Consider the following 26,723-nt stretch of genomic DNA (forward strand, 5'->3'; position numbering starts at 1 on the left):
AACCATAGGAGGAATTATATGGAAAAAGTGTCTATCCCAAATCCGGGATTATTCAAACGAACAATTGCGCTGTTTTTTGCATTATTTTTCTTGGCCGCAGCCGCATACGCTTCTCCCGCCGCAGAAAGCAAGGGATTAGCCGAAACGGGCCGGGACTCCGGTATATTTGCCCCAACAGAGAAAATATACGGTCCTAATTTTACCGATAACTTTATTCTCTACATTATGGATCCCGACCGGCTTGCGGGGTGGAGCGGCAGGCTCATGGATCACGAAAAACGGTATATCCCCGAACAATATCAGCAGCTGCCGGTATTCGGCGGCTGGTGGGGCGGCGGGATTCCCGATAGGGAACTCCTGTTACGGGAGGGGGTAAAAAGGGCTCTGATAACCAGCCCAAACCCGGAAATCGTGGATTCACGGGCGGCGGATTTGGAACAGCTCGGTATCAGGATACTGAGCCTCAAGGCTGCCGAACTGAAGGACTATATCACGGTACTGCGCGATCTGGGCCGTGAGATGGGTATACCGGAACGGGGGGAAGAGCTGGCCCGTTACGGCGAGGATGCCCTGGCGAAGGTTACCGCCTGGACAAGCGGTCTTAGTGAGTCTGAGAAACCACGGGTTTACATTGCCCATGGGCCGGTCGGCCTTGCAACCATGCAGGCCCGGGATCTGCTTGAACTTGCGGGGGGCAGAAACGCTATCGATTTTGGTGGTCTGCAATCCTGGCCTACCATGACCTTTGAACAGGTTATGGAGCTTGACCCCGATGTGATCCTGGTGTCGAACCCTGATGGGGCAAGAAATGTCAGCGCCGATCCGAAATGGAAAACCCTCAGGGCCTACAAGGAAGGCAGACTGTATATCGTACCCCTGGGGCCCTTCGGCTGGATGCATATGCCTGAGGTGACCCGTTTTATCGGCGCCCAGTGGCTTGCGTGGAAACTACACCCTGACCGGTGTGACCTGGACATACGGGCTGAAACCAAACGTTTTACGGATCTGTTCATGCACACCAATCTTACCGAAGCCCAGATAGACGATATACTGTCCTCGGGGCTGTCCGGAAACATGGTAAAGGAAAACTGACGGCAGGGTATGAATATCATTAAAAAATACCCCCTGCCTATTATGTCCGCAGTTCTGACAGCATTGGTGTTGGTTAGTTTTGTGGTTGGGCGGTATCATGTTACCCTGGGAGAAATACTTCAAACCGCGGTTATCGAAATTATGAATAGGTTCTTTACGCTGTTTAATATAGGCAGCGTTACGGAACTGAGCGACAGGCAGCGGGAGATACTGTTTCTGATGGGGGATATCCGTCTGCCCCGCATACTGGCAGCGGTACTGGTCGGCGCGGCCCTCGCTTCTTCGGGGGCGGTGTATCAGGCCATGTTTGTAAACCCCCTTGTCTCACCGGGAATACTGGGGGTGCTTGCGGGGGCGTCCTTTGGAGCTGCCCTGGGGATCGTGATCATACGATCCTGGCTTGCCACCCAGATTCTGGCTTTTGTCTTTGCCTGCGTAGCAGTTGCCCTGTCGATACTCCTTTCATTGTTCTTTCCCCGATCATCCCTGCTGGTCCTTATCCTGGGGGGTATGATATCAAGCGCCTTTTTTACGGCCCTGTCATCATTGTTAAAATACATTGCGGATCCCACGAATCAGCTTCCGGCCCTGGTCTACTGGCTTATGGGAACCTTTGCAAATGTAAATAACCGGGATCTGATACGGGTTGGGCCCATCCTGCTTATCTCGATAGTTATCCTCTGCGCCCGGGGCAAACTGTTGAATGCCCTGAGTCTTGGGGACGAAGAAGCGATGGCGCTTGGTATTTCGGTAAAACGCAAACGGATTGAACTGATAGCCCTTTCCACCCTGGCCAGCGCCTGTACCGTAGCTATCGCCGGTACCATAGGATGGATAGGCCTGGTGGTACCCCACATGGTACGTTTTGTCGTGGGGCCGGATAACCGCCGGCTGCTCCCTTTGACGGCCGTATCCGGCGCATGTTATATGCTCTTTACGGATATGCTGGTACGGGCCGCCTTTACGGTGGAAATCCCCATAGGGATCGTTACTTCCCTGGTAAGCCTGCCCATCTTTGTCTATGCCCTGTATCAAAACAAAGGGAGGTGGAGTTAATGATAACCGTACAAAACCTTTCTTTCAGCTATCTGAAAAACAAGCCGATCATTGAGGACATATCCTTTACCGCCGGTAAGGGGGAGATCATCAATATCCTGGGGCCCAACGGCTGCGGAAAAACTACGCTTCTAAAAATCATGCTGGGGTTTATGCCTACGGCGAGGAATATGATTTCCATCGACGGCACAGACATTAGGGATATAAACCGCTCTCGGATGGCAAAAATTTTTTCCTATGTACCCCAACTGCATCTTGGGGTGTTTTCTTACCCCGTGCTTGATGTGGTACTTATGGGCAGGGTGAGCATGAGTCCCTGGTATAAATACAATGATGAAGATTATCGTATCGCCCATGAGGCGCTTGAAAAGATGGGGTTAACAGAATACTCCCAGCGTTTATACCTGCACCTTTCAGGTGGTGAGCGCCAACTCGTACTGATTGCCCGGGCGCTTGCCCAGGGGGCACAGTATTTTATTATGGATGAACCGGTATCGGGGCTTGATTATGGAAACCAGTTTCTCCTTTTGCAGGTAATACGGGATCTTGCGGAGCAGGGACAGTCCATCATTCTTACCACCCATCATCCCGAACACGCCTTGTTTCTGGGAGGCCGGGCGCTGTTGATCAAGCATGGCCGGGTTATGGCGGATGGCCCCACCCGGGAAGTTATCAATACCGATAGTATCTGTGCGCTTTACAATATGCCCAGGGAACTTTTAAAGGATATTTGGCCGAACTAAACTTACCCGTCGTCCCGCGTCAAAGATAACCCCCTCCCTTTTTCCGGTAATCACCTCCCGGCATAAATCCGGGTCAGTTATCACCAGGCCCTGGAGGTCCCGTACCCCGAAGTCAAAGAGCAGGGGCGAAAGGGACGTTGTCGGGCCTGCCAGGATCATCCCCTGACGGCGGGAAAGTTCCAGAAGCCGGGGCAGGGTCTTATTGACCAGGGTAACCCCGGTGGCAAAGACAAAATCCTGGAGGGGAATGATGAATTCACAGGCTGAATCGGGATAATCCCCGGGACCGGGCCGTTTTTCCAGGATAGACAGCTCGCAAATCGGCCCCAGGGTTTGCTCCAGGTGCATGAAATGGCCGACCACCACAACTTTTTTGCCTACTACCCGATCTTTCCAGGCATCAAAGGCGTTAATATCATCTTCAGCAAGGGCCAGGGCGACCTTTTCATGCTCCGGGGAGTTCCAGTACGCGTTAATTGCCGCCACACCCAGGCTTGCTTCGGCAAGATTCCAGGATTTAGCCGCCACCGCCAGGTCCCGCAGGGCCATGCCCTGGCAGGAATTGGGAAGGGCCCGGGGGCGGGTTTCGCTATTCACCGTATGGCTGAGGTTCATAGCCAGCCCGACCCGGCTCCCGGAGCGGACATAGGCCCAGTGTTCCCCCGTAATTGTCTCATCGACAATAAATTCCGGGGGTATTGCCTGTATCAGGGCATCGTAGAGTGCCCAGGGATTTGTATTTTCCGCCATTTTATGTACCTTCCTAAACCCATTAGTTCATGGAAGAATAGCTTACACGAAATAACTAAACAAGTAAATACAATGCATAACAAGATAAAACCAAATATTATTTCGAGCTAATCTAGCCATATATTAGTGCAGCCGGAACGCCACGGGTATAACCAGCCGGGCTGGAGCCGGGGGCTGCCGAAAGGGGGCGGCGGCGTAGATGGTTGCCTCTGCGGCGCTATCAAGAAGCTCCGAACCGCTGCTTACAATTACCGTAACCCCGCTTACCCTGCCGTCTTCGTGGATGGTAAAGGCTAGTTCCGCCGTCCCCTGGATGCCGGCACGCCGCGCTTGGGATGGGTACACCAGCTTATCCCGGATGCGGCGTTGGATATAACTGTAGTTGCGGTCAACATAGGCTGCGATTTGGGCGGAAATTTCTCCGGAGGGGGAACCGGCGGACTGAAAAGTCGGGGCGGCCGCAGCATAGCTTGGCTGGGGTGTGATAAACGCCGTAAGAATAGGTTTGTCTTCCAGGGGGATAAAATTTTCCGCAGGAGAATTGGCGGAAAACTCCACAACCGATTCTTCAATAGACTCTTCAATCAAAGGCGCCGGGGGTATTTCCGGCGCGGGCGGCGGCGCTTCCGGAAGGGTGGGTTCCACAAGGACAAGATTAACCAAGGAAAAGGGCTCCGCAGACTGTTTCTGCTTCAATACCGGGGAAACCTGCATGGAAAATACCGAAAAGACGAAAAAAATCAGCCCATGAATGACCAAGGAGGCACAGATCATCAGGGACAACATGTTTCGGTTTCTTTTCATGGAAAGACCATTTTACTCTCCAGGGAGACCGCCGTCAATGATAGATATCAACAAGGACCAACTCAACCAAACAATACCGGTTAATTTGTCATTGACAGTCAGGTTTTGGCCGATATAATAGGTTTATGAAATACAATGCTAGTCAATATCGCTCTATGCTTTGTGGTATACTGCTCCTCGGGTTCAGCCTTCAACTGAACGCTGCGCCCCGGAAGGATGTCGCGATAACCCAGCCATCAAGGACCGTATCCTTTACGGACTCCAGCGGGAGAACCCTGGAGATTCCGGCGAATATCACCAGAGTTTCCCCCTCGGGCAGCCTGGCCCAGATGTTCCTCCTGGCAATTGCGCCGGATCTGATCTGTACGGTTTCATCGGCCTATTCTCCGGCCCAGGCGGAGTTCGTGCCGGATTACCTCATGAACCTGCCTGTGGTGGGTCAGTTCTACGGGTCCCGGGATCTCAACCCCGAGGAAATTGCCCGGATAGGGCCGGACCTGATTATCGATATCGGTGAGCCAAAGGATACCATTGCCCAGGATATGGACGACATTACCCAGTCCATTGCTATTCCTGCCATCCATATTACCGCTACCCTCAGAACCACCCCCCAGGCGTTCCGTACCCTGGGCCGACTCCTTGGTAGGGAGGAACAGGGGGAAAAACTTGCCCTTTTTTGCGAGAAAGCCCTTGCCCAGGTTGAGGATGTGGTGACCAAGGCGGGGAATAATAAAAAAGAGGTACTCTACTGCCTGGGGCCCGGGGGGATTAATGTGCTTGCCGCCGGGTCATTTCATACGGAAATTCTGGACTGGATCGCCAATAATAAGGCGGTGGTAGATAATCCCAGCTCCCGGGGGAGTGGTAACGAAACCAATTTGGAACAGATACTGCTCTGGGATCCCGAGTTGATCATCTTTGGTCCGGACAGTGTATACCCTTCTGTTGGGACGGACCCCACCTGGAAGCAACTCCGGGCTATCCGTACCGGGGCCTACTACGAAGTTCCCCAGGGGCCCTATAACTGGATGGGTAGCCCACCGTCCATAAACCGTTACATGGGTATGCTTTGGCTGGGGAAAATTCTTTACCCCCAATACGCCCAATACGACCTGTACACCGAAACTGCGGAATACTACCGGCTGTTTTATGGCCGGGAACTTAGCCGGGAACGGTATGAGCTGCTGACGGCAAACAGTATCGGTCCGGGCAAATAGGCCGCCGTATGGGAAAGGCCGGAAGATTTTCCGCCATCGCCATCTTGGCTTTTCTTCTGGCCGGGACGGTGCTGGTATCCCTGTCTCTGGGCCGCTACCCCATACCCCTGGGCGCCCTGATCACCCGGCTCCTGGGCGGCGCCTTCGCCACACCCCAGATGGAGGCGATCTTTTTCAATGTGCGGCTTCCCCGGATCCTGCTGGCCTGTCTGGTGGGGTGTTCCCTCGCTGCGGCGGGGGCCAGCTACCAGGGGGTGTTTCAGAACCCCCTGGCTGCCCCGGATATTCTGGGAGCCTCAAGCGGTGCAGCCACCGGGGCCACTCTGGCAATACTGATGCGCCTTCCCGGCCCTATGATTACGGTTTTCGCTTTTCTCACCAGCCTCATCACCATAGGACTGGTAATGTTCATTGGAAACCGGGCCCGGGGCAGGAAAATTGTGGGGCTCATCCTGGCCGGACTGATGGTATCGTCCCTGAACAGCGCCGGTATATCCTTTATGAAACTGGCGGCGGATCCCTATAATGTGCTGCCGGAAATTGTCTATTGGCTCATGGGTTCCCTGGCAAAAACAAAGCCTGCGGATGTAGGCTTTGTGTTCATTCCCATGCTCCTGGGGCTGGTCCCCCTGTTTATCTTCCGGTGGCGGATCAACCTCCTCACCCTGGGTGAAGATGAGGCCCAGTCCATGGGGGTCAATATCAAGCGGACCCGGGTCCTGGTGATTGTATGCTCCACCCTGATCACCGCCGCCGCAGTTTCTGTGAGCGGCATCATAGGCTGGGCGGGGCTGGTGATCCCCCATCTGACCCGGCGTTTCGTGGGCAACGATTACCAGCATCTCATGCCCGCGTCCATGCTCTTCGGCGCCCTGTTCCTCCTGCTCATCGACAATATCTCCCGCAACCTTTTTGCCACCGAGGTCCCCTTAGGGATACTTACCTCTCTGGTGGGAGCGCCCTTTTTCCTCTGGCTCATCACCCGGAAGGGGGATCTATGGTAAACCCGGAAACGCCGCTGGAAGTACGGGACCTTAACTTTTCCTACGGAAACAATCCGGTGTTACGGGATGTCAGCTTTACCATGGGCGCAGGGGTACTCCTGGGCCTGCTGGGTCCCAATGGCGCAGGGAAAAGCACCCTGTTCCGTTGTATTCTGGGTCTGGAAAAAAGTCATACCGGAACCGTATTTCTGGACGGCCGGGATATACAAACCCTGAACCCCGCCGCCCTGGCAAAACGTATCGCCTATGTCCCCCAAACCCATGCTCCCTCGTTTAACTATTCCGCCCTGGATATGGTGCTCATGGGAACCGCCGCCCAGGGCAAGGAATGGGCCATACCGAACACCCGGCAGCGGGCAACGGCAGATGAAGCCCTGGAGCGGATGGGGATGTCAAAATTCCGGGACCGGGGATTCCGCCAGCTTTCGGGGGGTGAACAACAATTGATCCTCATCGCCCGGGCTCTGGCCCAGGATGCCCGGCTCCTGGTGATGGACGAACCCACCGCCAACCTGGACTACGGCAACCAGATCCGGGTCCTTCTGCAGATTCAGGAACTTAGCCGCCAGGGCTACAGTATTATTATCAGCACCCACAACCCGGATCACGCCTTTTTGTTTACCGACCAGGTCCTGGCGCTGCACAACAACCAAATCGCCGCATCGGGCCCCCCGGGAGATGTCCTGACGGCGGAACTCATCACCCGGCTCTATGGAGTTCAGGTAACCATACGCCGGGACGACCGTGGGGTACCAAGCTGTTTACCGGTAATATCACATGGGTAAAGACGGCCGGATACCCAGCGCTATTTTTGTGTACTTAATAAATTCTTCCTCGGCGCTGCTGATAAAAGCAAGTTTATTTACCACAAGATTGTATTCCCAGTAGAATTCCATGTCCTCAATATCAATAAAGACAAGATCGGGAAAACAATGGATGCCGTCCGCCCATAGGCATACATAATGTCCCGTATCGCAGAGCTCTCCTATGAGCTGCTTTTCTCCGCCATTTAAAAAAATATCTATCGTTGCGCCGTTTTGTTCACAAATTTCCCTGATGCTATTCTGGGGATATAAATTGTGATCCAGGCTTATTATATTTTCATTTTTTAATTCATGCAGTTTAATTGATCTGCGGTTTACAAAGGGGTGATTCCTGCTGACAAGCAGTTTAATTTTTCTTTGTTCGTGGTAAACCGAATCAAATTGATTGGCGTCAAAGGGTACGCAGGTAAAACCAAGGTGGAGTTTATTTTCAAGCATGGTTGATAAAGCGGTGTCATCCGAATAATTTCTGATGCTCAGCCGGACCAGGGGATTCTGGATCGTAAAATTTCTGATAAAATTCACCGGGAATACGTTGCTGATCCCGTAGGGTATGCCAAGGGACACATTGGAAACAACCTTTTCCTTAAGCTGGGTTGCGGTTTCGATAACATGATCATATTGATTTAAATAGGAGCGTACGCTTAGACGCAGAATGTGAGCGGCCTCGGTCAGCTCAATGCCCTGGGGGGACCGGTAAAACAGGGGGACTTCGAGATCCTCTTCCAGCTGTTTGATGGATTTACTTAAACCCTGCTGCGAAATAAAAAGTTTTTTTGCCGCCATGGAAAAACTTTTTTCTTCGCAGAGCCCTAAAAAGTTCAAAAGTTGTTTGTGATTTACCTCCGCCATAAGGCGCCTCCTGGTTCCCGAATATGCGCAGTATACCCCAATTTGCAATAAATTGCTACAACTTTAGGTTGTACCCATAAAAAACATTCTGTTTTACGGAATTGAATAAGTATGGTACTAATAAGAAAGTATAAGAATGTTCATTTAGGAGGCGCACCATGTTATCAATCCGTCAGAATTTTTTGGAAACAATCCACGGCGGCAAACCGGACCGGTTTGTTAATCAGTATGAATTTATCGATATACTCTTCGGTCTCGATCCAATTTCCCGCAACAACCCATCCCCAACGGCTCCCGGGCAGGAGACAAAGAACAGTTGGGGCGTTACCGTGGCCTGGAGAGAGGGCCAGCCTGGGGCGTTCCCCGTGCATGACGCTGAACACAAGGTGGTAAAGGATATTAGAAAGTGGAAGGAAGTTGTTAAGACGACGCCGCGGCTGGAATTTCCCGAGGCGGATTGGGCCGATGCGATTAAGGCGGCACAGGCGGTTGATCGCAAAGAAAAGTATTGCGCGGCGCCCTACTTTACCGGTGTTTTCGAGATGCTCCATTACCTTATGGGGGTGGATGAATGTCTGATAGATCTCTACGAAGAGCCGGAGCTGATACATGAACTGGTCGATTTCATTACCGAATATGAATTGAAGTACGCCGAGCAATGGTGTAAATATGTAAAGCCCGACGCCCTTTTCCACCACGATGACTGGGGAACGCAGATTTCCTCATTCATGTCCCCGGATATGTTCAGGGAATTTTTCCTGCCTTCGTATAAAAAAATCTACTCCTACTGGAAGAGCCACGGCGTTGAAATTATCGTTCACCACAGCGATTCCTATGCGGCAAACCTGGTTCCCCAAATGATCGAAATGGGCATTGATGTATGGCAGGGCTGTACCACCCAAAACGATGTTCCGGCGCTGGTCAAGCAATACGGCCCCAAGATTAGCTTTATGGGGGACATCAATAACGGTGTGCTGGACAAGGCGGATTGGACCCCCGCTGAGGTAAGGCGGGATGTGGAACGGACCTGCCGTGAAAACGGCAAACTGTACTTTATACCCTGTATGGTTCATGGCCTTGGGTTCAGCATTTTCCCCGGGGTCTACGAGGAAGTAAGCAAGGAAATTGACCGGATGAGCAAGGAGATGTTTTAAGGGGTGGTATGCCACCTTACGGGTCTATTTCGAGTTGACAGAGGGTTATAGTTCCTTCTATAGTTATTACAGAAATATGCCGCTATATTATACGATAAGCGGTTATATTCTGATAAAACTATGAGATCTATAGAGCAACTAAAAGCCCTGGCGGCATCGCAAAACGGCATTATCCGAGCCTCGGATATTGCATCCCTCAAGATTGATTATCGCCTTTTGCAAAAATGGATTCGGTCCGGGGCGATCGAGAAAATCAAACAAGGGTATTACGGCCTGACCGAAGATATGGAAAATAGGAGTGAAGCTGCCCTAATCGCCGAACTTTTTCCCGATGGGGTGATCTGTATGTATTCAGCCCTTTTTTATTACCGGTATTCTGACCGAACCCCCCTGAATTGGGATATTGCCATCAATAAGAACGCATCCAAAGCCCGGTTCCATCTGGACTATCCTTATATCCAGCCTTATTATCTTGAAGCAACCCAGCTTGAGTATGGCGTTACTACCGCAGATTACCAGGATTGTGCATTACAGATTTTTGACCGGGACCGGCTCATCTGCGAGTGTCTACGGTACGAAAACAAGATGGACCGGGAGATTTTCAATAAGGCGGTTCAGGGATATATTGGGGATGCTAAAAGGAGCATCTCCACACTCCTCGAATATGCCAAACGGCGGCGGATTCTGAAGAAAGTGAAAGACAGGATAGGGATATGGCTATAAAAGACAAAGGCGCCGCAGTACTCGCCGGATTAAAAAACAAAGCAAAAGCAACCGGGGAACCCTTTCAGCTTTACCTCCAATTATTTTGCCAGGAAGAATTCCTACGAAAGCTTTCTATGTCCCCCTATGCGGATAATTTAATCCTGAAAGGCGGGTTATTCATTTATGAAATAACCCATTTTGAGAGCCGTGCCACCATTGATATTGATTTCCTTTTGCAACAATTATCCAATGATATTGAAAAAATTAAGTCGAAATGAATTTATCCAGGGTTCTATTTGGTTTTAGAACTTTGCAATGACCTTGTCTAGGGAAACAAGTAAATCGTCCAGTCGTCTTTTGTGTAAGCCCTCAGGCGTACTATTGCAAAGATTCTGAAGATATGTTTGTATCTGCTGTAAATAGGAGATTTGGTTTTGGTATGCTTCTTTTGTATTACTGATGCCAGACATCTCATCGAATATTTTTTCAAACCACCATATTCCACCATTGTTCAGGGCGCCGAACCGGTCAAGGTTTCCTGTTTTAACAATGCCCTCAAATAATTTCTGTCTATTGCACTTTAAGTATAATTGTATAAATCGTCTATCCTCCTTCTCGTTAGCCGCCTCAAACAGCTCCGCAAATCCGGCTTGGCTTCTTGTGAAGCTTTGAACAAATCCCTTTTCTCTCACCTTGTATTCCAATTCTTCGATAAGAGTCATATTTTCTTTTCGTTGGGGCCTAGGATAGGTATCCGGGATAATGACATCCATTGCTGCATTCATATTTGCTCCCTCTTTATCCAAAGCAATATTAAAACCGATCCTCAGTACACTTTCCATTTCCGAAAGAGATTTTTTCGTATAATATCTCCCGTTATATAAGGTTGAAAGTATCCGGTAAATATCAAAATAAAAATAAGAAGGATATGATCCATCACGACAATAATTTAATAATACATCTATATTTTTATCCAATTCATCCTCTTCCATGGCTTTATAATTTTTGACAAATTCAATGGCGATATAATTATCATTTGCAGCAGCTTGCGCATTAAAACCAAAATGATTTCTTAATATCAATTGTATATTAACCGCATTGAAAACTCCACTGATAATATAGTCAGCTAAACCATCGTCATAGAAAAAATATTTTTCAAGGGGGGAAAGTCCATACCGTGTACTAAAATCTAATAAATATGAATTTTTTTCCAATGAGTTAAGTATTTTAATATCCCGATAATCCTTAAGATATTTCTTTATTTCCCGCTCCATGCCGCGTTTATATTCAATTGAGAGGAGCAGAGCTGTACAGAACAATCCATCAATAATTTCATTGTGATGTTTTATTTCTGCAATTTCATTATATATTACCTCAAAGATATCACAGAAAAAAAGAAAGGTACGCAAATTAACATGGTCTGCTTGTCGGAGTGCATCTGCAATAAGATCATACTTACTTTCGATAAATTTTTCGTAGTGATCGTTTTCTATATTTATGGACTTCAAACAGCCTGCGAATTGTTCCCGAAGATCAGCTTCAAAAACATAGGCATATCTGATGTATTTTTCTTTTATTTTCCGGTATTGTTTGATTCGTATCTTAGCCTCGTTGGTGATAAAAATCACCCGCGCCCCCTTGGCTATAAATATATTATATAACATGCCGAAAAGATCCTGAATATTTACATGTTTTGATAACCGTTCAAGATCATCCATAAAAATAATCGTATTATTAAAGGATTCAGAATTTATTCTGTTTAGTTTAAATTGATACTGGAATTGGTTGATTGTTTTTATATATTTATCAATATCGAATACTTCTGTTGATTTCCCAAATTGGAGTATTTTTTTTATTCCCTTGCTGGCTATGTTTTCTGTTTTACCGAACAATAGATACTTATCTATCAGTTTAATTATTAAATTCTCGGTAGTATCAATCCCATTCATAGATTCATAGAGTACTATTTTGTCGGTCGCTTTTAATTCCGGAATGAGAATGTTGTTAATAAAATATGTTTTACCGCTGCCCCATTCGCCGGTAAGTAGTATGGCATAATCAGTTCTTTCTTTATTTATGTAAGTAAGAATTGCGTTTTTCGTAAACATATCAAATTCCAATCCTTGTATCTGAGACTTGGGTGTTCTTGAGAAATAAACCCGGTTTACTGGAAAGCACCAAAACCTCCTAGTATCAAGGAACAACTTCAGTATTGGAACCTAAGAGGGCGATTATTGATTTTAGCAATAATATGGAAGAAACTACCATTTTCCCGGCTCCCTTGAATAGGTGGTATGCCCTATAGTGGCCTCCAGGAGCGGTATGCCTGTCGCCCTGTGGAGCCCAATGTGTGGGGTTTGCCGAGGAGGGAAAAGAGTAGATTTGGGGTTGATTTTTGGCAAATTTGTGTATACATTATTGTAGGGTATCGAATGGGTAAAACGGTCATCAGTACGGATGGGCTCTTTGAGTGGGATGATGATAAGAGTAAGATTAATAAGGAACTACATGGTTTATATTTCGCTGAAATATTGCCCGCTTTTGATGATCCCTATATCCTTGAATTATATGATGAAACCCATTCAACTGTTGAAGAAACCCGGTATAGGGGTTTAGCAGAGTTGCAGGATTTTATTATTCTGTACCTGTCATATACAGAACCGGGTAGTGGCCGGACAAGGATCATTTCAGTACGACCTGCTGAACCCGCTGAGGAGAGAATGTATTATGAATGGCGTAAAAACTTTAACACTTGAACGGATTGCCGAAATAAAGGCATTTAAGAATACTGATTTTTCTGATTGTCCGGTATTAACCGAGGAAGAACTGAAGAAGATGAAGCCGAGGCACCCAGAGTATTTCAGGCCGGTTAAGAAGGCGGTTCAGATTCGTTTAGATGCCGATGTTTTGGCTTGGTTCAAAGCTTATGGGAAAGGGTACCAAAGTCGGATTAATGCGGCGCTTCGGGATGTCATGTTACAGACCACGGAAAGACATGAATAGGATAAAAATTGGCGGGCGGATGTAGAAGTTTCCGAACTTTTTAAGACAGAACCATTTAGTAAAGAGAGGGGCCGTCCGTTTGGTTTAGCGGAAATGCACTAAGAGGCGGTATTAAAACACTTGTAACATCTAATAATTTTGTTTTTCGATCTTGAATGTTTAGGGAACTGTAGATTTCCGACTTCTTTACGGCCAAAAAAGGCCTCCTTTGCTCTGGTTAAGGGCAAAAATCTCCTTTCCCTCGACTTTTCTAGTATAACCTTGATAGAAGGGGCAAGGCAAGGATGGGAACCCCTTAAAATTGAGGGCTCAACCGTGATATTATTGTCATACATAGGACAATTTTTAGGGGAAATATGAATACCGAAATTATAAACGCAACAAAAAATATCTATGGTGGGGTGATTGTAGAGCCCACGGATCTGCCAGAAATCCCTGATGAGTTTGCTGCCCGGCTTGAGTACAGCCTCAGGGTTTGGGCTTCCGAGGGGGCAAAGGTTGTATGGCTTTCCACTGCGCGCTCACAGGCTGCATTGATACCTATAGCGGTGGCTCTTGGCTTTGTTTTTCATCATGCCTTGGAAGATAGTCTGCAAATGACTTACACCCTTATACCGGGTTCCACTATTCCCCCCTTCGCGACCCATTATGTAGGGGCGGGAGGTGTCGTTTTGCGGGAGGATGGGGGGGCTCCTTGTGGTATCCGAAAAGTATAAACAGCGACCCGGACGGCATCTCAAATTGCCTGGCGGTGCACTCCTCGCTGGGGAACATATCAGCACGGCGGTTATCCGTGAGGTAAAAGAGGAAACAGGTGTTGACGCAAAGTTTGAGTCCATTGTTTGCCTGCGCCATTGGCACGGGTATCGTTACGGTAAATCGGATATTTATTTTGTCTGCCGCCTTTCAGCCCTTTCCACGGAGATCACTATGGACTCAGGCGAAATTTCCGAGTGCCTGTGGATACCCCTTGAAGATTTTCTTGCCGATCCCGAAGTCCACTCCTTTAATAAACTTGTGGTTCGGGCAGCTACTAGTTCTGCACCGGGATTTTCAGAAAAGTTTATTTCAGAATACAAGAGCGATACCTACGAACTCCTGGTAAATTGATAATTAACGGGGCGGAGGCATTAGCAGCGTCTTTTCCGCCTGGAAAAGACGCTGTCCCTTGCGGGCTAAAGCCGGAGTAGGAACCGTGGTTCAAACCCGCTAAAGCAAAAAAGGGCCGTCCTTATGGACGGCCTAAACGCTCCCCCGCGCGGGTTTGAACCACGGACCCAGTGGTTAACAGTCTCAGGGAAAGCCCATCGTTTAGAACTATCAAAAAACGTCTAACTGCTTATAATATAAAGACTTATCTAATACAAGCCTCGCCTAAGACAGTATCATTTACTGTCAACAAAGTCAAGATTTTGTTGACAGTTTTGTTGACAGTAAGGTACTTAAATGGGTTTGCCGGGGAGAGGAAAGAGTAGATTTGGGGTTGATTTTTGGCAAAATGCACTAAGAGGCGGTACACCTTGGGGCCCCTTAATTTGTATCTTTTTATCTCCCACTATTTTGTTCCTGTTTTTTTAATCACGGCAACTTTCCTCCTCTGAAGAGTATGGTCCATTTCCGGCGAAGCTTTTTTTTCATCTCTCATTTTATCACCTATTTCTTTTAGTAGATCTATAAGGGGCTCAGGATCTGATTCTTCTTCTTCAATGGACTCAATATCTGGTTCCTCTTCATCAATGGGCTCAACGGTTTTCCCCGGCACATAGCTATTAGGGGACAAAATACTTGCAACTGTGAGGATAAAATTTTCCCAACTTTCTCCCTTAAAAATATTGTCATCTATGATGATTTTCTTTGAGGACTTTAGAGCCTCATGAATAAAGGTAAATTTTTTACCCTCTTTTAGTCCAAAATATTCAGCATACTTAATGACAAGTTCAAGAGACATCCCATTAGGGTTATTTTCATATTGCGAAAGCCGTGCTTGTTTCCCCTTTTCCAAGCCTTCCTTGGTTTTAGTTACCATGCCTAGATCTAAAGCCATTTTTTCCATTGTAACGCCTTTTTCTCTGCGTAGTACATCACATTGCTTTTTAAAAACCGAATATTGGAACCTAGATAATTTCCCTTTTTTATTCTTCATAATTTATATTATATAAAGTATTTACAATAATGTATAGATATAAGAAATGATTTATAAAAATTACTGAATAATCTTTAAAAACTGTAAATCCATAACATACATTTAGAATCATTTTATGGCATTCGATAAGGATAAATGATACTATGTTAAAATATTCCTATACTATATTAAAATATAATTATATAATATTACCTTTATTGAATATTTTATAAATCGTGTCAACTATATGTAACTGATCCCCTCTTATATGGTGATGGAAACTCCCTTCACACCTTTTTTACGAGTATAGCTCTGATCCTTCGATTATTAAGCCTTACCACCGCGAAAACCTCTGGGCCGCCTATTGTCGCCGGGGAGACTCCATGATAGACGAACACATACACAATGGTGATGCCGTTGTATACCATCCCGGCCAAACCGAAGGTAATGGTATCTATGTCCTGTCCCTGGACATCGCCCTACGGGTCAAGCGCGTGTCCTTTGACGACCTGCCCCGAGATCAGTCTCCCTCATCAGCGCTAACGCCGCTTATCCCCTCCGGCAAATAACCGGGGAGGAACTGGAAAATCTGCGGATTGGGGGGCGTGTAGTTACTTGCGTGTATAAGGTTTGAGGGTATAATATAGCCATAAATAAAGGAAATTTTTATGCCTGAACCAGCGAAAAGAGACCACAAAGCCCCGAAGTTTCTCGAAATTTCCATTAAGGACAGCGATGGCAAGGTCTGGACCACCCTATACGCCCAGGCTAAAGACTTTTCCACCGGTTCGGTTGGCTACTATGCCTCCGAAAAAACCACCAACCCGGAAAGCGGGGAGCGGTATCAATGTGGACTGTCTTTTACGCTGATTGGGTCTAAGCCAGGGAAATAAGACTAAGTGTTAAGTACAATAATCGGTGATATCGTGGGTTCTCGCATTAGATGGCATATTATAAAGAAAAAGGGTTCCATTTATCTGTTCGGTCAGGAAGTCCAGGGGGAATCTCTATGCCAGATTTTATAACACAAATCAAAAAAATTGGAATTCTTGTTGAAACATATGAGTCACATTACGAACAGTATCATCGCTCAACTTATAACGAGACAGAAGTTCGTGTGGATTTTGTGAACCCTTTGTTTCAAGCTCTAGGATGGGATGTCCTTAATGAGAGGAGATTACCACAGCACCTCCGAGAAGTCAAGCATGAAGCAAATGTCGTTGTAGAAGAAGCTGGCGAGAGTCGAAAGAAACGCCCTGATTATTGTTTTCGTGCTGGAACAGAATCGTGTTTTTTTTTGGAAACAAAAAAACCTGCCGTGGATATAAAAACAGCGACTGAACCTGCATTTCAGTTGAGACGCTATGGGTGGAGTGGAAATCTGTCCGTCTCAATCCTTACGAACTTCACGGATTTACTGATTTATGATTGCTCAATTCGTCCTCTTGAAAATGACCCTGCGAACAAAGCGCTAGTTGCCCATTATCATTACACTGACTACGCTGATAAGTTCGAGGAGATATTCTCTCTAATTTCTAAGGATGCTGTAGTGTCAGGCATATTTGCTGACAGATTTTCAAATATTAATTCATCACTGATGAAAGAGCCCTTTGATGATTATTTTTTGAATCAAATACGGCGTTGGCGTAATGTTCTAAGCCAAGACCTCCTAATTAACAACAGCTATTTGAACACAGAAGAACTGAATATATTTGTACAGAAAATTCTAAACCGCATCGTATTCTTGCGTATATGTGAAGATCGCAGTTTTGAACAATTCGAGGCACTCAAAGCAATCACTACTTATCCTCAGTTAAAAGAATTGTTTATTATTGCCGATCGAAAATACGACTCAGGCTTGTTTGATTTAATTGACGAGCAGACTCTAATTATATCAGATAATGTTATCGTAGATATTTTCAGGGACCTTTATTACCCGAATGGTTCATATGAATTCAGTGTGGTAGATCCTTATATCATAGGTCAAATATATGAAATCTTCCTTATTGAAACCATCACCATAACCGAAGATGGGTCTATTAGTTGTGAGGAAAAACCAGAAGCTGTGGATTCTCAGGGTACGGTCAACACTCCAAAGAACATTGCAGATTTTATTGTTGAAGAAACTCTTTTGCAGCTATTTTATGGCAAGACACCAGACGAAATATCAAGCTATCATATCGCCGATATTTGTTGTGGCTCTGGAAATTTTCTGGTGTCGGCTTTTGAGTATATTGTTAACCATTATATTGAGTATTACAAAAGTGTTTCGCTAGATGATTATTTGCATCGTGGATTTCTTCTGCCTACCGCAGATGTGCAGACTTTTAATCTGTCTTATGCCATCAAGCGTCAGATACTTATAAATAATATCTTCGGTGTCGATATAGATGCTCTTGCTACTGAAGTCACGAAGCTGAGTCTTTTGCTTAAATTGCTCGAAAATGTTTCAGTTGATGAACTTGATGAATATATATTAGCAAGCAGGCAGAAAGCTCTACCAGATTTAAGTGAAAACATCAAAAATGGCAATAGTCTGATTGATAGTACATACACTGAATTTAATAGCGCAATTCTTGAAGATATGAGTTTATTGGCAAAAATCAAAATGTTCGATTGGGATCATGAATTTAAACACACAACATTTGACGCAATTATTGGTAATCCGCCATATATTCGCGTTCAAAAAATGGTTCACTATTCTCCAGAAGAGTATCGATATTACAAAGCTGATGCTTCAGTATATGAAACAGCTTCAGCAGAATTGCTAGATAAATATTATTTATTCATTGAACGTGCCCTTTCATTATTATCCAACAAGGGCTTTCTTGGATATATTGTCCCGCATAGATTCATGAATACGAAATCTGGTGTAACGCTACGCAAATGGCTTTCCGAACGTAAAGTAATCAAGAAGGTTGCGCATTTCGGAACCCATCAAGTATTTCCCGGACGATCGACTTACACATGTGTTATAATATTAACGGTTGGGGGACAAGAAACATTCGAAATTGGATTTGTTGATAATTGGAGTAAATTTCTTTTTGATCATACGACAATATACGATACATATAAATCATCAGTCCTAAGTACAGCTCCGTGGACTTTCATACCGGGATCGATTAAAGCTGCTTTGAAAAAGGTCTCGCAGCACTGTGTCAGGCTAGATGCCTTAACTGAGATATTTGTCGGTGTTCAAACTAGTGCTGATACAACCTATATCATCCATCAAGTTCGGGAAGATAATAAATATGTGTATTTTACAGACAAGGATGATCGCCCGCAAAAGGTAGAAAAGCAAATACTGAAAAAAAGCATCTATGATTGCAAAATCAAGAAGTATGAGAGTATTTGTCATAACACTTATATTATTTTTCCATACAAGGCTATTAATGGAAAACCTGTATTATATACGATTGGCGAAATGATAGCGCAATTTCCATGTGCATACCACTATCTATACTTATATAAAGATGAGCTTGCAGTAAGGAATATGCCTAACCGAACAGAATCTAATTGGTATGCATATGGTCGCAGTCAAAGCATCCAACGTTTTTTTAGTGGAGAACATTTGATTTGGCCAGTCTTATCAACCGACTCTAATTATGTATTTGATGATGAGGTAATCACTTTCACCGGAGGTGGTAACGGACCATATTATGGACTTCTGATTCGCCCAGATACGCAGATGTCCATTTTTTACATTCAGGCACTATTGAACTTTTGGCTGATGGAATACATTGTAAAAGCAAGTGCAAGTACTTTTAGAGGTGACTACTATTCGCATGGTAAGCAGTTTGTTGCTTCTTTACCAATATATAAAATTGATTTTAGCAATCCAAATGAGGCAAGATCTCATGCAGAAATCGTACAAGATGTTCGCGGTATCATGGAACTGTCCAAAAAGAAAAATGTAGCTAAAACCAAAGCAGAAAAAAGCATGCTTGACAGAGCTGTCATCACTAGAGCAAATAGAATAGAAAGCGTCATTAATTCCTTTTATGAAGTTACAAATGATGCACAGGTGAATTTATGAAACCTGTTGAAGTATACGACAAACTGCGCGGTGGCTATTATACCCCGAAAGTGATAACAAAATTTATAACAGAATGGGCTATTAGATCTTCAACGGATACTGTACTGGAGCCAAGCTGTGGTGACGGTAGTTTTTTAGAAGACATTTGCAGTAGATTAGCTGAACTGGGGTGTTCTAAAAAGTCCATATTGACCCAAACTATAGGGATTGAACTTGATTCTTCAGAAGCACGGAAAGCAGCGAAATATCCTGCTACTGTTATCAACGGAGATTATTTTACATATTATCATAAACATAATTCACTCTATGATGTTGTTGCTGGGAACCCCCCATTCATTAGATATCAAAATTTTAATGAAAAGTATAGAAAGATTGCTTTTGAACTCATGCAAAAGCATGGGTTTCATCCAAATAGGCTTACAAATATTTGGCTGCCTTTTTTATTATTATCGTGCAAAGCATTAACTGATAAAGGGCGTATTGGTATGGTGATACCTGCGGAACTCTTTCAGGTAGATTATGCTGCTGAAGCAAGAAGTTTCATTAGTGAGTATTTTGATAGTCTTATTCTTATAACATTTAAACAGCTTATCTTTGATGACATACAACAAGAAGTCGTACTTTTGCTAGGTGAAAGAAAATCTAAACAGAAAGGTATTCGAGTAATAGAACTACAGGGCATAGAAGATTTGATTCAAGGAGTGACTACTCTTGATACTTTTGAAGTAAAAGAGTTAGATCATAGTTCTGAGAAATGGATCAAATATTATCTTTCCAATAATGAGTTGTGTCTATTAAAAAAGCTGGCTAATGATCCTCGCTTAAGTCTAACCACAGATCTTTTTGAAGTTAATGTCGGGCTAGTGAGTGGTGAGAATGACTTTTTTGTTATTGGCAAAGAAATTGTTGATCGTTTTAACCTATATAAACATGTTATACCTATTGTCAGTAAAGCGGAACAGGTTAGTGGTTTGCTATTCTCAAATAATAGCTTAGACGAGATTACAAATAGAAACAAAAGAGTTTTCTTATTCAATCCTAATGATAAGCCTTTTGATGAGCTATCAAAAGAAGAACAGACCTATATCAAATATGGCGAAAAGTCTGGGTTTCACAGAAACTACAAGTGTCGCATTAGAAAGCGGTGGTATATTGTTCCAAAGACTTGGTTGCCAGAAGCTTTTCTAATACGTCAGGCTAATCTTTTTACAAAAATTATTCTTAATGAGACAGATGCACTTGTAACCGATACACTTCATAAAATTAGATTTTTAGATAATGTTGATGGTCGATTAGTGGCAGCGGCGTTTATGAATACGCTTACTTTATCCTTGTCTGAGACTATCGGTCGAAGTTATGGAGGAGGCGTCCTAACATTCGAACCAGGAGAAATAAGAAAACTGCGAATCCCAATGATTGGAGCTGAAAAACTTGATTTTTCTAAGGTTGACTCTTGGTTACGCAACGGTGAAATCGATCAGATATTAACATATACCGATGATGTACTATTACGTAATGGGTTAGGTCTTAAAATAAAGGAAATTAAAACATTACATGACATTTGGTTAAAACTACGAGATAGAAGGATCGCTAGGAAGATGAAGCGTGATTTATAATGGAGTTATGAAACGTGACTTATGGAATATGGAATATTTCAACAATGAAAGTTTCTAGTGTTAAATTTGATTCGCTATTCGTGTTTTTTGTTATTAGTGACTATACCAAAAATCGAAAAGCTTTTAATGAATGGATGGAATCGATAAAATCAATATACGATTATAATGTATGGTATTACGATATTGATAGGATAATAATAAAACAATCAAATAAGGAAAAAGCATGAAAAAGACAATTTTATTATTTATAATGATCGCAGTTGTATTGTATCCTATCATATATATGATATTTATATATGATGGACCTTTTACAACCGGATTTCCTGAATTAACTAAATCTGATTGGTTAAATTTTTTTGGAACGTATATAAGCGCCATCGCTACAATGCTTATCGGATTGATAGCATTATATCAAAATAAAGTATTTAAAGATGAAAATAGAAAAATGCAGGAAGAATTATTTAAAATGCAAAAAGCATTATTGGCAATAGAATCATTTGAAAATATTCCCCAAATAAAATATTTATTAACGGAAGATAGTATAAAAATAAATAGGGTTGAATATATTCATTTGTTAGATACAAAAGAAACCCAAATAAATGGTAATAACAATAAAAAAATAATTATCAAGTCGAACATTAAAAATATTGGGAAGTCATATATTGATCAAATAATATTTAATAGAATGGTAATAATAGGTCATTTTGAGAATGAGAATAAAATATTATTTGATGCTAAACCGTATCATACGGGGGATACGTATCTTTGTATTAATGATGAAAAATACATAATATTACAACTTAATAATAATTTTGTAAGTGGTAATCCTGAGCTTCTGAGTATTTTACTACTGCTGACATTAAAAAATGGAAATGATGAGTTATGGACATTACATCATTATGCTTATTTTTTATTAAAACGAAATGAAATAAGTTATGACGGCTTGCATTTAACACTAATGAGATTAAATAATATAAATAGTTTTGGTAAAAAAATAGAAGAAAAATTAAATGATAAAAAAAGTGGAAATGACATATAGTGAAGCTTCTGAAAAAACCTTTATAACAGAGATACTGCCATGATATAAATTCATATTATTACACGATACAAGTATGTAGATAAAAGACAAGGCTTGATAAAATACGATATATTAATTATCATAAAATATGGACTTAAAACTATAGGATTAGGGGATAATATGGCTAGTGATATTTACAGGACTATATTGCAAAGAGATTTAGAGACTTTTGTAAAGACATTCTCGGAAGATGCGCCAAAACTGTTTAAGACTGAAAGCGGAAAACTGTTTCACCCAGGTGAATATGGCCATTATCGAGAAAAAGTAACTAAGAGAATATTACGTGCGATGCTTCGCCCAAACGTAAGCATTTCTGATGGTTTTGTTATTACAAAAAATAATGAAATTAGTACTCAATGCGATATTATCATATATAATTCAAATCTAACCCCTATCATATCAGAAAACTACGCTAATATGTTTCCGGTAGAGGAGGTAGTTGCTGTTGGCGAAGTGAAATCCAATCTAACTAGGAGTGAATTTATTGAAGCATTACTGAAACTTGCGGAAATAAAAAAGATGCAAAATGACCGCATAAATCCTATAGAAAATAAATATTTCGATTGGGAAGAATATTCTCATATGATAACATTTTTAATTTGTAACAGGGTTGATTTTGATATAAAAAAAATTAAATATGAGGATATTTATAAAAATATTGAACGTAAATATTGGCATAATACAGTATTGAATATTGAGCAAGCAGAGATGTTATATGCTCTTGATTTTAACCAAGCAAGTAAGGAATATAAGGAATTTTTAGTTAAAAAAAATTATATTTTGGAAGAATTAGTTGCTTACTCTTATCCAGTTCATATTAGAAAAAATTTTGGTATTGTAAAAACCAGACAAAATTATATTTTCATAAACGAAAAAGATCCATTTTGGCATATACTTCAATTTTTCGTACATATTTCCAAAGGTGTCAATTTTGCGTGGAAATATGAATATGACTTTGTTGAGTACTTAGGTTTAAATACACGCCCTATTTTTTCATCCTAATAATTACCTGTAGGTAAGAAACTTTATTCCTTTGCACGCTTATCAATGATGGGTACAACGCATGTGTCAAGAAAATCCTCAACATCTTAATTTTTGGGTTATGACCGAAACCACTTTGGCATAATTAAATTGAGTTAATAGACAGACTCTAATTAGAACTCTTTATAATCCGTAGGAATTGGTATCTGACCAGGTATGGCAAAACGGATTACATCTACTCCAAGGAAGGTCTTGCCTTGATCGACAAATACAAGAGGTAAAAGCTCTTCGAAGGGACCGATACGACTGGTTATTGTCGAACTATTTTCCCAACTAAGATCAATGTAATAACGCTCGATGTTATCGACATAGACCCGGTAACTAGAATCGGAATAACTGAGGGTAGCCTCTTTAACGGTTATGGTCCCTCCGGTATAACTAGGCTGAAGTTTTACCCACTCGGTAAGTAAACCATAAATTCTGAATCTAAAACGGACACGATACTCTTGTTTAAGAGAAAGATCGACAAGATAGTTAGAAGCAACTACGTTGCGCGGTCCCTGAAAAATTAATAAAAGAAAGCTGTAGCCCTCCGCGAAAGCGGCTACGCTAATCAAAAAAAATAAGATGCCTGCCAGAAACTTTTTTCGCATTACTTACCTCCTTATGCGAAACATATTCATTTTAACCATTAGCCCATAAAATTCATGTCTAATCTGATATTCCACCATTTAAATATAAAGTTGTATTTCCAATTATTTCTTTATTATTGTATATTTATTCCCCTTTTTATCGTAAAATTCTCCAACTTCTTCTGTTCCTAGCCCAAATAATGCCAAAGGAGCAAATATTCTCAGTAACCCGATAAGAACCCCATTTATGTCCCCCCTTGTTAAATATCCAAAACTTTTTACATACCAATTAATAACAAAACCAAGAAATTTACCGTGTATAAAAGCATTTACACCGTTAGGAACACTATTATTTATTATTATACAAATTATACACCATAATATGAGTACCGTCAAAAGTGCAATTATTACCCAAAATATTCCTTTTATAAGAATTCTTAGCAATCCTCCAAGAATAGGTATATTTCTTATATAACTCGGAATCTGTCCGATATAATAGATTATCTTCTCTGAGATTTTTGGTTTTAAGAGATTGCCAGAATAAAAATTTTGTTTTATATGATGTTTTTTTTGTTTACCTATACGGCTCTTTGTTTTTACTTGCTGTCCAGTGGTATTAATTGTTTTCTGTATATTTGCTTGTTGTTTTTTTCCACTGTCTTGCTGCTCTTTTTTTCCCTGCCCCTGTAATATTTTCTGGTATTCATCGTAATGGTTCATTATGTTATTATAGGCATCAACAATTTCTTTTGTTTCTGCTTCTGTATCATTTTTATAACCATTGATATGTAGAGATTCTATTTTTTGCTTGTATGCGTGTTTTATTTCAATAATAGTAGCCGTGGGTGAAATTTCTAATATATTAAAATATTTTTCCATGATGTAAATTCATCCCCCTTTCTCGTAAATGAATAAACTTGAATTATTTGCCAACCACCATTGCAAACCCGACGATGACAATAGCTATCAATATTAATAGTCCCTTAAAAGACCTTCTGCCGGTAGGATAGTGTGTCATTTTCCATATCTGGTTTCCTAACAAAACTACTGCTGCCACTGTGATAACCGCAACAATTTCCACAATATATCCTCCTTATAAATGTGTAATAAAAATCGTCTTTAATATATTTATTCATCTTCGTTTCCAGGCATTTCAAATTCATCATCAGTTTGTTCTTCACTATAAAATTTGTTTTGGCATGTGGCAGAACAAAAATCAGTAGTATCTACAACACCAGCAGTTCCAATATTATTTTCATCAATTTTCCAACCAGCCATTTTCGCTGCTCTAATAAAGCCATCCCGGTTTTCCACTGAGCCATTTTGATGAAACCGCCAGTCTGTAAATATTTCACCGCAATTATCACAAATAAATTGATACAAAGCACTACCATTTACTTCAAACATATATAACCCCCAAAATACTCTATATCTTTAAAATGTTATTGTCAATGCTTAGTATATTTTCGGTATTCTTGCGTATAACTCCATTAATATAAATTGGATAGGTCTAGACTTGTGTTTTGCTCCCTCGCCGGGCTATAACTAAAAACGGGGGGAAGATATACCCAAGCAGTAATTATTTTATGAAGAAAGTTGTTTAGCCATAGCATAATCTGCGGCAGCCAATGATTGGGCGCCTTTTGCCTTGTAGACATTTCCACGGTTATTATAAGCATCTGTATAATCAGGCTTTAGCCTGATGGCCTCGGTAAAGTCCGCTATGGCATGGTCATAGTCCTGCTTGTAGCCATACGCACCCCCACGGTTATTATAAGCATCTGTATAATCAGGCTTTAGCCTGATAGCCTCGGTATAGTCCGCTATGGCATGGTCGTAGTCCTGTTTGTAGCCATACGCAATTCCACGATTAAAATAAGTACCCGCATAATTGGGATCGAGCCTGATAGCCTCGGTATAGTCCGCTATGGCATGATCGTAGTCCTGCTTTTTATTATACGTAACCGCACGGTTAGAATAAGCACTTGTATAATCAGGCTTAAGCCTGATAGCCTCGGTAAAGTCCGCTATGGCATGGTCGTAGTCCTGCTTGTAGCCATACACAATTCCACGGACAACATGAGTATTCGCATAATTGGGATCAAGTCTGATTGCCATGGTATAGTCCGCTATGGCATGGTCATAGTCCTGCTTTCCCTCATACGCATTTCCACGATTGAAATAAGTACCCGCATAATTGGGATCGAGCTTGATAGCCTCGGTATAGTCCGCTATGGCATGGTCATAGTCCTGTTTTCTTTCATACACAACCCCACGGGCAACATAAGCATTCACATAATTGGGATTGATCCTGATTGCTTCAGAAATTTCATTTAAGGCAGTGTCCCAATTTTTGTGGTTGTATGCGGCTTCACCTCGAGCATAATGAATCTTAGCATCATTAACAAAAAGTTCTGACAGGGGGATGAGTTTGGGGTTACTATTTTCTCCTTGAATTTTTGAAAATACTATCTTCATATAAAGACAGCCTCGGCCATTTGTTAAGGGAACTCCCTCGTTCCTGATCCGTAATAATTTACCATCCTCTATCCCGGAAGGAATTTTTACCTTAATGGGTTTTCCGTCAAGGGTGTTTACACTGACCTCTGCTCCAAGTTTTGCCTGGGAAACAGAAATCGGGACTGCAAAGAATAAGTCCTGATCCTGACGCTCAAAATATTCGTGGGCCTTGACCTGAATAAAGATAAAGAGATCCCCAGTTTGGCCCCCATTAGTACCTGCGTCTCCTTGCCCAGATATAACCATCTGCTTGCCATTTTCTGTCCCTGGAGGGATGGTGACTATGATTTTCTGTCGGTTTTTTTGTATGCCTAACCCGGAACATGTGGGACAAATATTTCTTTCTGAATTGATTAGCGTCCCGGAACCCTTGCAGATAGAGCAAACTTCATTCCGGGAATATTGAATTTCTACTTTGCATCCAAAAACCGCTTCTTTAAGATTGATTTCAATATCGTAGCGGAGATTTGAGCCCGCCGTTTTTTCAGAATGGAGTAATTGATCAGTAGCGTCCCCGCATAATACAAAGGCAAT

General features: G+C 42.7%; 29 protein-coding genes. 19 read left to right on the forward strand and 10 right to left on the reverse strand.

The window, feature by feature from the left end:
- Window positions 1-18: 18 nt before the first annotated feature.
- From TPRIMZ1_RS19880 to TPRIMZ1_RS19255, 3 genes are read left to right on the forward strand one after another with little or no spacing between them, the layout of a single operon-like run.
- Entirely contained in the window at window positions 19-1,092 is a 1,074-nt protein-coding gene (locus TPRIMZ1_RS19880) for an ABC transporter substrate-binding protein (RefSeq protein WP_010261959.1), read from the forward strand.
- 9 nt (window positions 1,093-1,101) lie between these two features.
- Window positions 1,102-2,148 (forward strand): FecCD family ABC transporter permease, encoded by a 1,047-nt coding sequence (locus TPRIMZ1_RS0115045; RefSeq protein WP_010261961.1) that lies wholly within the window; start codon window positions 1,102-1,104, stop codon window positions 2,146-2,148.
- Window positions 2,148-2,891: an ABC transporter ATP-binding protein gene (locus tag TPRIMZ1_RS19255; RefSeq protein WP_010261962.1), complete on the forward strand. Its 744-nt coding sequence runs from the start codon at window positions 2,148-2,150 to the stop codon at window positions 2,889-2,891. The genes TPRIMZ1_RS0115045 and TPRIMZ1_RS19255 overlap by 1 nt, the downstream gene beginning before the upstream one ends.
- Here TPRIMZ1_RS19255 and TPRIMZ1_RS0115055 read toward each other — a convergent pair.
- Together TPRIMZ1_RS0115055 and TPRIMZ1_RS0115060 are read right to left on the reverse strand one after the other, a co-directional pair.
- Window positions 2,868-3,641 carry a Rossmann-like domain-containing protein gene (locus TPRIMZ1_RS0115055; RefSeq protein ID WP_010261964.1) on the reverse strand — a complete coding sequence of 258 codons (774 nt, stop codon included), beginning with the start codon at window positions 3,639-3,641 and terminating at the stop codon, window positions 2,868-2,870. The genes TPRIMZ1_RS19255 and TPRIMZ1_RS0115055 overlap by 24 nt on opposite strands.
- 123 nt (window positions 3,642-3,764) lie before the next feature.
- The gene (locus tag TPRIMZ1_RS0115060; RefSeq protein ID WP_010261965.1) at window positions 3,765-4,445 is read right to left on the reverse strand and encodes an energy transducer TonB; all 681 of its coding nucleotides are present in this window, start codon (window positions 4,443-4,445) and stop codon (window positions 3,765-3,767) included.
- A gap of 155 nt (window positions 4,446-4,600) precedes the next feature.
- Here TPRIMZ1_RS0115060 and TPRIMZ1_RS0115065 point away from each other — a divergent pair, with 155 nt between their 5' ends.
- The 3 genes from TPRIMZ1_RS0115065 to TPRIMZ1_RS0115075 are packed head-to-tail and all read left to right on the forward strand — an operon-like array spanning window position 4,601 to window position 7,451.
- A complete protein-coding gene (locus TPRIMZ1_RS0115065; protein ID WP_010261967.1) occupies window positions 4,601-5,662 on the forward strand; it encodes an ABC transporter substrate-binding protein in 1,062 nt (353 codons plus the stop codon).
- Between the two features lie 8 nt (window positions 5,663-5,670).
- Complete coding sequence (locus TPRIMZ1_RS0115070) at window positions 5,671-6,666, forward strand: FecCD family ABC transporter permease (RefSeq protein ID WP_010261971.1); 996 nt, start codon at window positions 5,671-5,673, stop codon at window positions 6,664-6,666.
- Entirely contained in the window at window positions 6,660-7,451 is a 792-nt protein-coding gene (locus tag TPRIMZ1_RS0115075) for an ABC transporter ATP-binding protein (protein WP_010261972.1), read from the forward strand. Before TPRIMZ1_RS0115070 ends, TPRIMZ1_RS0115075 begins: the two co-directional genes overlap by 7 nt.
- Here the strand turns inward: TPRIMZ1_RS0115075 and TPRIMZ1_RS0115080 are convergent.
- Complete coding sequence (locus TPRIMZ1_RS0115080; protein ID WP_010261975.1) at window positions 7,440-8,342, reverse strand: LysR family transcriptional regulator; 903 nt, start codon at window positions 8,340-8,342, stop codon at window positions 7,440-7,442. The two genes, TPRIMZ1_RS0115075 and TPRIMZ1_RS0115080, sit on opposite strands and share 12 nt — an antisense overlap.
- A gap of 158 nt (window positions 8,343-8,500) precedes the next feature.
- Here TPRIMZ1_RS0115080 and TPRIMZ1_RS0115085 point away from each other — a divergent pair, with 158 nt between their 5' ends.
- From TPRIMZ1_RS0115085 to TPRIMZ1_RS0115095, 3 genes are all read left to right on the forward strand, one after another.
- Complete coding sequence (locus TPRIMZ1_RS0115085; protein ID WP_010261978.1) at window positions 8,501-9,496, forward strand: uroporphyrinogen decarboxylase family protein; 996 nt, start codon at window positions 8,501-8,503, stop codon at window positions 9,494-9,496.
- A gap of 120 nt (window positions 9,497-9,616) precedes the next feature.
- The gene (locus TPRIMZ1_RS0115090; protein WP_010261980.1) at window positions 9,617-10,219 is read left to right on the forward strand and encodes a type IV toxin-antitoxin system AbiEi family antitoxin domain-containing protein; all 603 of its coding nucleotides are present in this window, start codon (window positions 9,617-9,619) and stop codon (window positions 10,217-10,219) included.
- Window positions 10,210-10,479 carry a nucleotidyl transferase AbiEii/AbiGii toxin family protein gene (locus tag TPRIMZ1_RS0115095; RefSeq protein ID WP_010261983.1) on the forward strand — a complete coding sequence of 90 codons (270 nt, stop codon included), beginning with the start codon at window positions 10,210-10,212 and terminating at the stop codon, window positions 10,477-10,479. The genes TPRIMZ1_RS0115090 and TPRIMZ1_RS0115095 overlap by 10 nt, the downstream gene beginning before the upstream one ends.
- A gap of 24 nt (window positions 10,480-10,503) precedes the next feature.
- On the opposite strand, the gene TPRIMZ1_RS0115100 is transcribed toward TPRIMZ1_RS0115095, so the two are convergent.
- On the reverse strand, window positions 10,504-12,309 hold the full coding sequence (locus TPRIMZ1_RS0115100; protein ID WP_010261987.1) for a KAP NTPase P-loop domain-containing protein: 1,806 nt from the start codon (window positions 12,307-12,309) through the stop codon (window positions 10,504-10,506).
- Window positions 12,310-12,633: 324 nt separating this feature from the next.
- Here TPRIMZ1_RS0115100 and TPRIMZ1_RS0115105 point away from each other — a divergent pair, with 324 nt between their 5' ends.
- From TPRIMZ1_RS0115105 to TPRIMZ1_RS0115120, 4 genes are all read left to right on the forward strand, one after another.
- Entirely contained in the window at window positions 12,634-12,957 is a 324-nt protein-coding gene (locus TPRIMZ1_RS0115105) for a BrnT family toxin (RefSeq protein WP_010261990.1), read from the forward strand.
- Window positions 12,929-13,204, forward strand: coding sequence for a BrnA antitoxin family protein (locus TPRIMZ1_RS0115110; protein ID WP_010261991.1), 276 nt, complete (start codon window positions 12,929-12,931; stop codon window positions 13,202-13,204). Before TPRIMZ1_RS0115105 ends, TPRIMZ1_RS0115110 begins: the two co-directional genes overlap by 29 nt.
- A gap of 356 nt (window positions 13,205-13,560) precedes the next feature.
- The gene (locus TPRIMZ1_RS0115115) at window positions 13,561-13,920 is read left to right on the forward strand and encodes a hypothetical protein (RefSeq protein ID WP_026043748.1); all 360 of its coding nucleotides are present in this window, start codon (window positions 13,561-13,563) and stop codon (window positions 13,918-13,920) included.
- Window positions 13,901-14,314, forward strand: a complete 414-nt coding sequence (locus TPRIMZ1_RS0115120) for an NUDIX hydrolase (RefSeq protein WP_157784276.1) — start codon at window positions 13,901-13,903, stop codon at window positions 14,312-14,314. Before TPRIMZ1_RS0115115 ends, TPRIMZ1_RS0115120 begins: the two co-directional genes overlap by 20 nt.
- Window positions 14,315-14,759: 445 nt before the next feature.
- Here the strand turns inward: TPRIMZ1_RS0115120 and TPRIMZ1_RS0115125 are convergent, their stop codons facing one another.
- Window positions 14,760-15,347, reverse strand: coding sequence for a helix-turn-helix domain-containing protein (locus TPRIMZ1_RS0115125; protein WP_157784278.1), 588 nt, complete (start codon window positions 15,345-15,347; stop codon window positions 14,760-14,762).
- 362 nt (window positions 15,348-15,709) lie between these two features.
- Here TPRIMZ1_RS0115125 and TPRIMZ1_RS20905 point away from each other — a divergent pair, with 362 nt between their 5' ends.
- From TPRIMZ1_RS20905 to TPRIMZ1_RS0115160, 6 genes are all read left to right on the forward strand, one after another.
- A complete protein-coding gene (locus tag TPRIMZ1_RS20905) occupies window positions 15,710-15,895 on the forward strand; it encodes a hypothetical protein (protein ID WP_010261997.1) in 186 nt (61 codons plus the stop codon).
- Between the two features lie 99 nt (window positions 15,896-15,994).
- Window positions 15,995-16,219 (forward strand): hypothetical protein, encoded by a 225-nt coding sequence (locus TPRIMZ1_RS0115135; protein WP_010261999.1) that lies wholly within the window; start codon window positions 15,995-15,997, stop codon window positions 16,217-16,219.
- Window positions 16,220-16,335: 116 nt separating this feature from the next.
- Window positions 16,336-19,362 carry an Eco57I restriction-modification methylase domain-containing protein gene (locus tag TPRIMZ1_RS0115140; protein WP_010262002.1) on the forward strand — a complete coding sequence of 1,009 codons (3,027 nt, stop codon included), beginning with the start codon at window positions 16,336-16,338 and terminating at the stop codon, window positions 19,360-19,362.
- Window positions 19,359-20,978: an N-6 DNA methylase gene (locus TPRIMZ1_RS0115145; RefSeq protein ID WP_010262005.1), complete on the forward strand. Its 1,620-nt coding sequence runs from the start codon at window positions 19,359-19,361 to the stop codon at window positions 20,976-20,978. The genes TPRIMZ1_RS0115140 and TPRIMZ1_RS0115145 overlap by 4 nt, the downstream gene beginning before the upstream one ends.
- A 223-nt stretch (window positions 20,979-21,201) precedes the next feature.
- On the forward strand, window positions 21,202-22,017 hold the full coding sequence (locus TPRIMZ1_RS0115155) for a hypothetical protein (protein ID WP_010262010.1): 816 nt from the start codon (window positions 21,202-21,204) through the stop codon (window positions 22,015-22,017).
- A gap of 159 nt (window positions 22,018-22,176) precedes the next feature.
- Window positions 22,177-23,058, forward strand: coding sequence for a DUF6602 domain-containing protein (locus TPRIMZ1_RS0115160; protein WP_026043750.1), 882 nt, complete (start codon window positions 22,177-22,179; stop codon window positions 23,056-23,058).
- A 152-nt stretch (window positions 23,059-23,210) separates the two neighbouring features.
- Here the strand turns inward: TPRIMZ1_RS0115160 and TPRIMZ1_RS0115165 are convergent, their stop codons facing one another.
- From TPRIMZ1_RS0115165 to TPRIMZ1_RS19885, 5 genes are all read right to left on the reverse strand, one after another.
- Complete coding sequence (locus TPRIMZ1_RS0115165; RefSeq protein WP_010262016.1) at window positions 23,211-23,690, reverse strand: hypothetical protein; 480 nt, start codon at window positions 23,688-23,690, stop codon at window positions 23,211-23,213.
- Window positions 23,691-23,792: 102 nt separating this feature from the next.
- Complete coding sequence (locus TPRIMZ1_RS0115170; protein ID WP_010262019.1) at window positions 23,793-24,548, reverse strand: J domain-containing protein; 756 nt, start codon at window positions 24,546-24,548, stop codon at window positions 23,793-23,795.
- Between the two features lie 43 nt (window positions 24,549-24,591).
- Complete coding sequence (locus tag TPRIMZ1_RS20580; RefSeq protein WP_157784280.1) at window positions 24,592-24,750, reverse strand: hypothetical protein; 159 nt, start codon at window positions 24,748-24,750, stop codon at window positions 24,592-24,594.
- Window positions 24,751-24,797: 47 nt separating this feature from the next.
- Window positions 24,798-25,076, reverse strand: coding sequence for a hypothetical protein (locus tag TPRIMZ1_RS0115180; RefSeq protein WP_010262023.1), 279 nt, complete (start codon window positions 25,074-25,076; stop codon window positions 24,798-24,800).
- Window positions 25,077-25,253: 177 nt separating this feature from the next.
- Window positions 25,254-26,723, reverse strand: a 1,470-nt coding sequence (locus tag TPRIMZ1_RS19885) for a tetratricopeptide repeat protein (RefSeq protein ID WP_157784282.1), incomplete at its 5' end; no start/stop codon positions are given.

The sequence above is a fragment of the Treponema primitia ZAS-1 genome (assembly GCF_000297095.1).
In the GTDB taxonomy this organism is placed as follows: Bacteria; Spirochaetota; Spirochaetia; order Treponematales; family Breznakiellaceae; genus Termitinema; species Termitinema primitia_A.